Raw genomic sequence first — 6,194 nt, forward strand, 5'->3', positions numbered from 1 at the left:
AGGCGCGTGAAAATGTGTCTGCTTTACGACGGCTTTTTTTCTTTTACCGTCGCGCGGCAGAGTATTATTCAATATTTAATTCAATGTTTCCAGTGAAATTCTCACATTCAATGCCAAAATAATTTCCACCATCAGGAAGTGTAATTGTGTCACTATAAGTTCCGGTTGCTTCAATCAACGTGACTGCTTCATCAGATCCAGAAATCCAAAATACTTTTGCAGTACCTTCCGTAATCTCCAAGGTGCAATCAATGGACAGATCCTTACCGGCTTCTCTCTTTATGGAAGTTCCTCCGAACAAATACTCTATACCTGAAAAGTTCGCATAATCAGCCGTATAAGTCCCTGTATAATCATCAATCCCTTTTTCTTTTTCCCCTTGCAGTGACGATTTCCCTGTCAGTTCTATGGAGCCCGCAGATTGAACAATGTTATTGTAATGATTGAGAATTTCATCTTTTGAACAGCCAGCAAGCATAAAACTTCCCACAAGGACGAATGTTAATGCTAAAACTATTATCTTCATAAAATCATCACCAGCCTTTCTTTGGAGCTACCTTTTTGGCCTTTTTCTTTGTTTGGGTTGCTTCTCGTTCTTTCATGCACAAAATCAAGATGGCAGAAATAACGACAGCAAGCGCAAGACTGCAAGAACAGGTTCCAATATTCCAGTTGACTGCGGTATCATAGCTACGGTAGCCTACCATTCCGAGACTTGCGGTAATCGGATAAAGGTTTGCTAATGTCATATTTCCTGCGGCAAACATCCCTCCATATCCATAGACAAAAGCAATGATTACACCGACTAAAAAGCTGCCTGCCCTCCGACAAGTAAGAGCGATAATCGGCAGAACCGCAAGATATAAAAAGAAATTAACCGCAGTAATCTGCAAGGCTGCTTTTAGAGCTAAGGAAATCTCAAAGCCAGGAAATCCCACAATCATTTCTGCTATGATTGTAAACAGACTGCATATCAGCCCGAAAATAATAGACAATACGCCGCACACAATCAATTTTCCAGTCAACAGTTTCTTAAAAGAGATCGGCACAGTCAGAATATTTTTCAATGTGTCATCCGTCTGCTCACGAGAAATCATATATCCAGCAATTAGGCTGATACACATCGGAAAAATCATGGACATATTGTTTTTGATGACCTGTTCTGTAAGATAGGCAAAATCCCAAACGGAACCATCATTCGCCATAGAGGTAAACAAGGTCAGCAGGACGGATAGGATCATGAGTGCAACGCCCGCCCAAAGGATATGATACCTTTTCAATTTATAAAATTCTGTTTTTACAATGCGAACCATGTTTATTCCCCCCTCTGCTTATATAATCTGTCAATCAGTAAGAACGAAACGAATGCCATAATCCCAAGAATGAATACAACTTGAAATGTTGAGGGAATTAGACCTGTCATTTGCTCCAAGTCCATTTTTATTCCATGAGCCGCCATATCTCCCGCACTCCAAAATGTAGTCAGTGGCGTGGGCAGAAGCCATAACATGGTTTTAGGCAGCGTGTCAAACAATGCCGTAGCACTCATGTTCAGAACGCTGTAAAAGACGCACAGCAAAATGGAAAAAACATAGGTCTTACTGAAAAAGACAACAAGAACAATCAACGGGAGTGTTCCTGCCGTAATGAAGGTCCCCGTTTCAACCGCCAAAAACAGCTTATAACCAATTCCATAAACTTCCAATGTTCCAATTCCGCAAAGAATTGTTGCAATGGTAGAAGCCACGCAAAAAACAATTCCAAAGATAAAAAGGACAATAATCTTTGCAAGTACCATTTGCGTGCTGGTTACGGGAATTGTACGCAGATTTTTGAATGTATCGTTGTCGCGTTCCATAAAAAACAGAATAGCGGCAATCACTCCGATAATGCAGGGCAGTAAAAACTGGATACCATATCCCAACACCATGTTAAATAGTCCATCGAAAGCATCTGCCCGATCCGTATATCGCTCCATCATAGAGGGCGTTGTCATCAGATAAGTCAGCGGGATTGGAAACAGGAACGCAGCCAAAATAATCAGCGGAATAAATTTCTTCCGTTTCAATTTCAAAAATTCGCATTTGATTAGTTTAAGCAATTCCTTCGCCCCCTGTCACACGCTTGAAGTAATCTTCAAGACTTTCTTCACAGGTATGTGCTTCTGATACCTCCAATCCGTTTTCTACAAAAGCAGTTACAATTTTCCCCACGGGTAGCTCCATATTGTGTAGACGCAGATTGTGGTCGTCTTGTATGGAAAAATGGGTTTCATGGAAATTGCGTTCCAAAATTCTTGCCGCCTGTGCAGTATCAGAGAGCGTAAACCGGATATGTTTACTGCTTTTTTGCTCCAACTCAGCAAGGCTTTCTTCTTCCAGCAATACACCGTGGTCAATAATTCCAATATCGTCAGCCAGCAAGGAAATCTCCGAAAGAATGTGACTGGAAATCAAAATAGTTTTTCCTCTTGCGTCGCAAAGCTCCCGAATAAAGGAGCGTACTTCTGCAATACCGATGGGATCGAGGCCGTTGATCGGCTCATCCAAAATCAAAAGCTCCGGATCGTGCATAACGGCAAGGGCGATGGCAAGCCGCTGCTTCATACCAAGAGAATACTGTGAAAAGAGCTTTTTATCTTTGTAGGGCAGTCCTACCAGATCCAGAGCATCTTTGATAGCATGATTGTTTGGTACGCCCCGCAGAGTAGCAAAGATACGCAGGTTCTCTGTGCCGGTCAGATTGGGATAAAAACCGGGGGACTCAATCAGGCTTCCGATACGGGGCAACAGCTTCTTTTCATTCCCTTGCAAAGACTTTCCCCAGATTTTGACCTCCCCGGAAGTCGGCTTCGTTAAGCCCAACAGCATTTTCATGGTAGTGGTTTTTCCAGCTCCGTTTCTGCCCAGCAGACCGTAAATTTTCCCACGCTTCACATGGATATTTAAGTCAGCCACACTCTTTTGTGAGCCGTATTGCTTCGTCAGATTTTTTGTTTCAATGATATAATTTGTATCCATATTCAAAACCTCCTGTTCTGTAAGGTATTCTATCACGCCAACCTTGCATTAACCTTGCCGCAACCTTGCATTAACCTTGCAATTTGAAATCCAGTAAAATGACAAAGGCTCCCGCCATAAAGACGGGAACCCGCTTAACTCTCCAAAGGAAAAAGCAACATAAATTCAGTTCCTTTTCCCGGTAAACTTTCAACTGTTATACTCCCACCCATCTTTTCTACAAGCTGATGGACAATGGAAAGACCAAGACCGCTTCCTTTTTCAGACCGTCCTTTGTCACACTTATAGAGCCGTTCAAAAATGTGTTTCAAATCTTCCTTCTCAATTCCCACTCCATTATCCGCCAGCAGCAGCTCCATGTTATTTTCCTTCTTTGACAGGGCAATTTTGATTTTGTCTGCATGGCTGTGAGCGATTACATTTTGAATGAGATTATTGACAATCCTCATATAGCTGTCCATATCCAATCTTACCCGGACAGGCTGTTCGGGAATATCGATGTCATACTCAACCTGTTTATCCTCAAAAATCGGTATCCAGTCAATGAGGATATTTCTTGTCAGCTCTGTGGCCTCAACGCTCTGGATCTCCAAAGCAAACTCGTTTGAATTTAACTTGAACCAGTCAAAGAGTACATCAATGTATTCTTTCAGATCATGGGCTTTCCGGCGGGCGGTTTCAATATAATCATCCCGGTCTTTTCCTGTGACCAGTCCTTTGTGTGCAGCGTCAAGATACCCAATCAGAGTAGTAAGGGGCGTTCGCACATCATGTGAAAGGCTCGTCATAAGCTGGCGGTTGGTTTCTTCTGTCTGCCGTACAGTTGAAAGTCTGCTTTCATAGGCCACAACAATCTCGTTGATTTCATAGGCAAGAGGTGCTGTCAGTTCATTTGTTGCAGATAGAATACGCCGGTTGCCATTTCCGTTTTTCACATCAACCAGCACATCGGTCATTTCTGCTATTTGTTTTTTTACACGCCGAACGAGAACGATGGAAGTCAATACAGCCCCAACAGCAATCACAATGGACAAGAATACAATGATTTCCATACTGACTACACCTCCTTATTAAACCGGTAGCCAATCCCTTTGACCGTTTGTATATACTTTGGGCTTGAAGGATTGACTTCTAATTTTTTACGAAGCCGACTGATAATCGCCATAATGTTACTGTCATCATAGAAATATTCTTCGCCCCAAACTTCCTCATAAATCTGCTGTTTTGTCAAAATTTTTCCTTGATGCTTTGCACAGTACAGGAGCAGATCAAATTCCTTTGGTGGAAGTTCAAAAATGCCATTTTCCGTCGTAACAGAACGATTTTCAAGGTCAATTTGCAATCCATCAAAATCCAGTTTTTGCACAGCTCCAGCTTGCTGATTAAAACGGGTGTAGCGGCGAATGAGGGACGCAATACGGGCAATCAGTTCGTCCATATCAAACGGTTTTGTCAGATAATCGTCCGCCCCGGCTCGTAAGCCCCGTACTTTAGAAATGCTGTCATTTTTAGATGTGAACATCAAAATCGGCAGACTGTTCTCTTTGCGGATTTCTTCCAGCGTTTCAAAGCCATCCATACCAGGCATCATCACATCCAGCACCACAAGCTGATACTCCTGCTCTCTTAATTTTTGTAAGCCCTCTTTTCCGGTATTACAAAAATCAGCTTCTATGTTTTCTGCTTGTACGCTACGTTTAATCAAAGCGCACAGTTCTCTGTCATCATCTATAATCAGGATTTTATTCATGGTGCAACCCCTTCCCTTGTTTTGTCCTTCCGTCAATCGGCTTTTCTGCGTTCTTTGGAATCAGCCAAACACCAGCCATCTTTACAGCGCCGGGGATACGCCCAGCAGCGCAATAGTAATTTACTCTACGAGGTGTCACGCCCCATTTTTCGGCGGCCTCTTTTAGTGTCATATAATCCATTATGCACCTCCACAGAGTACATTATAGTTCTTTATCTCGAACAATACAAGTTTATCTGTTCCAACGCAAGCGTTTCTTTGTTGTATAGTTCTTCAGGTGTTTTTGCGTAGATAGCTACGAGCTTACCATTCGCGTCTTTGATTCTGGTCCTATAATATAAGGACACCTCTTTTCATAACTGTGCCATATTGAGGAATTATTGTTTGCCGTTTGGCCAATTCCGTCACCTCCTAAGAATAGACTCCAGCACTGTATCTATGTTTTATCAGACCATTATGATTTCGACAAGGATACGGACCGGCTCACACTCCAGCTCTGCGAGGTTTACGATAAGTTGCGTTCTTTTCTGCTGGCTTTGCTCTGTGGGTGCATTTTGCGATATACTCCTGAGGGCCCGCTGAAGTAAAGTACACACAGCCATTCTGCACATATTGCACATAAGAAATAAGACCATTGTTACGGGCCGCGTCCAGCGTTGCAATGCTGATTGCTCCGAAGAAGTCTTTTCATCACCTCCCTGACTGCTCCATCTTCGCGGCGTTTCATATTCGCTCGTACATGGGTTATGTACCTGTTGTGCTGTCTATTCGATTGTCAATGTACTGATGAAGGAGGAAAACTTGTCCTTCTTATTAACACTGACAAAAAAGGCAAAAAACAGGCGCATCAAATGAAATTTTATCAAAAATATTTTACAAGCTGCTTTAATCCACGGCGGATACTGTCTCGGACACGGCTTGGGTCTACACCTTCTACTTCGGCAATTTCATTTACCGTCATTCCCAGATAGTATCGGGCATAAATTCGCTTTGCCTGTTTCTCCGGCAGCTTCATCACAGCGGCATAGACCTGCTCCTGAAACTGTTTTTCCTCCAGAACCATCTCCGGTGTCTGCGGCTTCAACAACACCGCATTTTCAATGCCATTCTCGCAATCCAGAGAATACTGTGCTTTATAACGATACATCTTTCGCTCATACGCAGCCTCCGCACGTTCAACTGCTCGAATAGTCTCCATTACTTCCTCTGTCACATCTACAAAAAAGTCTGTTGTATAAACATCAGGATAAAGTTCCCGAAGGTTAATTTTCTTCATTATGTACCTCCATTTCGATTCACGGGTGATTGACGGGTGAATCGAATGGAGGCGGAGACCGACACCGGCAGACAACCGGGTCATCTCCGAAAAAATGGCAACAAAAAACGCCAGATTTCCGTGGGGGAAAACTGGCGCGCCAAGAACA

At 43.0% G+C, this 6,194-nt stretch carries 8 protein-coding genes and 1 pseudogene; all 9 read right to left on the reverse strand.

Annotation, left to right across the window (positions count from 1 at the left end; translation table 11 throughout):
- Positions 1-64: 64 nt before the first annotated feature.
- Entirely contained in the window at positions 65-526 is a 462-nt protein-coding gene (locus PGR14_RS15590) for a hypothetical protein (RefSeq protein WP_270223691.1), read from the reverse strand.
- A gap of 7 nt (positions 527-533) precedes the next feature.
- Positions 534-1,313, reverse strand: coding sequence for an ABC transporter permease (locus tag PGR14_RS15595; RefSeq protein WP_270223692.1), 780 nt, complete (start codon positions 1,311-1,313; stop codon positions 534-536).
- Between the two features lie 2 nt (positions 1,314-1,315).
- Positions 1,316-2,101, reverse strand: a complete 786-nt coding sequence (locus tag PGR14_RS15600; RefSeq protein ID WP_270223694.1) for an ABC transporter permease — start codon at positions 2,099-2,101, stop codon at positions 1,316-1,318.
- On the reverse strand, positions 2,094-3,020 hold the full coding sequence (locus PGR14_RS15605; RefSeq protein WP_270223695.1) for an ABC transporter ATP-binding protein: 927 nt from the start codon (positions 3,018-3,020) through the stop codon (positions 2,094-2,096). Before PGR14_RS15605 ends, PGR14_RS15600 begins: the two co-directional genes overlap by 8 nt.
- 134 nt (positions 3,021-3,154) lie before the next feature.
- Complete coding sequence (locus PGR14_RS15610; RefSeq protein ID WP_270223696.1) at positions 3,155-4,072, reverse strand: sensor histidine kinase; 918 nt, start codon at positions 4,070-4,072, stop codon at positions 3,155-3,157.
- A gap of 5 nt (positions 4,073-4,077) precedes the next feature.
- A complete protein-coding gene (locus PGR14_RS15615; protein ID WP_270223697.1) occupies positions 4,078-4,770 on the reverse strand; it encodes a response regulator transcription factor in 693 nt (230 codons plus the stop codon).
- The gene (locus tag PGR14_RS15620; RefSeq protein ID WP_002596317.1) at positions 4,763-4,951 is read right to left on the reverse strand and encodes a helix-turn-helix domain-containing protein; all 189 of its coding nucleotides are present in this window, start codon (positions 4,949-4,951) and stop codon (positions 4,763-4,765) included. Before PGR14_RS15620 ends, PGR14_RS15615 begins: the two co-directional genes overlap by 8 nt.
- Positions 4,952-5,003: 52 nt before the next feature.
- Positions 5,004-5,127, reverse strand: a pseudogene (locus tag PGR14_RS16335) (tyrosine-type recombinase/integrase); the annotation flags it as partial.
- A 505-nt stretch (positions 5,128-5,632) separates the two neighbouring features.
- The gene (locus tag PGR14_RS15635) at positions 5,633-6,046 is read right to left on the reverse strand and encodes a sigma-70 family RNA polymerase sigma factor (protein ID WP_270223698.1); all 414 of its coding nucleotides are present in this window, start codon (positions 6,044-6,046) and stop codon (positions 5,633-5,635) included.
- Positions 6,047-6,194: the final 148 nt, after the last annotated feature.

It is taken from the genome of Coprococcus sp. AF99-45 (assembly GCF_027663865.1).
Taxonomy (GTDB): Bacteria; Bacillota; Clostridia; order Lachnospirales; family Lachnospiraceae; genus Allocoprococcus; species Allocoprococcus comes.

Coding starts and splice junctions, on each gene's coding strand:
- PGR14_RS15590 (WP_270223691.1), bottom strand. CDS start 526: ATGAAGATAATAGTTTTAGCATTAACATTCGTCCTTGTGGGAAGTTTT.
- PGR14_RS15595 (WP_270223692.1), bottom strand. CDS start 1,313: ATGGTTCGCATTGTAAAAACAGAATTTTATAAATTGAAAAGGTATCAT.
- PGR14_RS15605 (WP_270223695.1), bottom strand. CDS start 3,020: ATGGATACAAATTATATCATTGAAACAAAAAATCTGACGAAGCAATAC.
- PGR14_RS15610 (WP_270223696.1), bottom strand. CDS start 4,072: ATGGAAATCATTGTATTCTTGTCCATTGTGATTGCTGTTGGGGCTGTA.
- PGR14_RS15615 (WP_270223697.1), bottom strand. CDS start 4,770: ATGAATAAAATCCTGATTATAGATGATGACAGAGAACTGTGCGCTTTG.
- PGR14_RS15620 (WP_002596317.1), bottom strand. CDS start 4,951: ATGGATTATATGACACTAAAAGAGGCCGCCGAAAAATGGGGCGTGACA.
- PGR14_RS15635 (WP_270223698.1), bottom strand. CDS start 6,046: ATGAAGAAAATTAACCTTCGGGAACTTTATCCTGATGTTTATACAACA.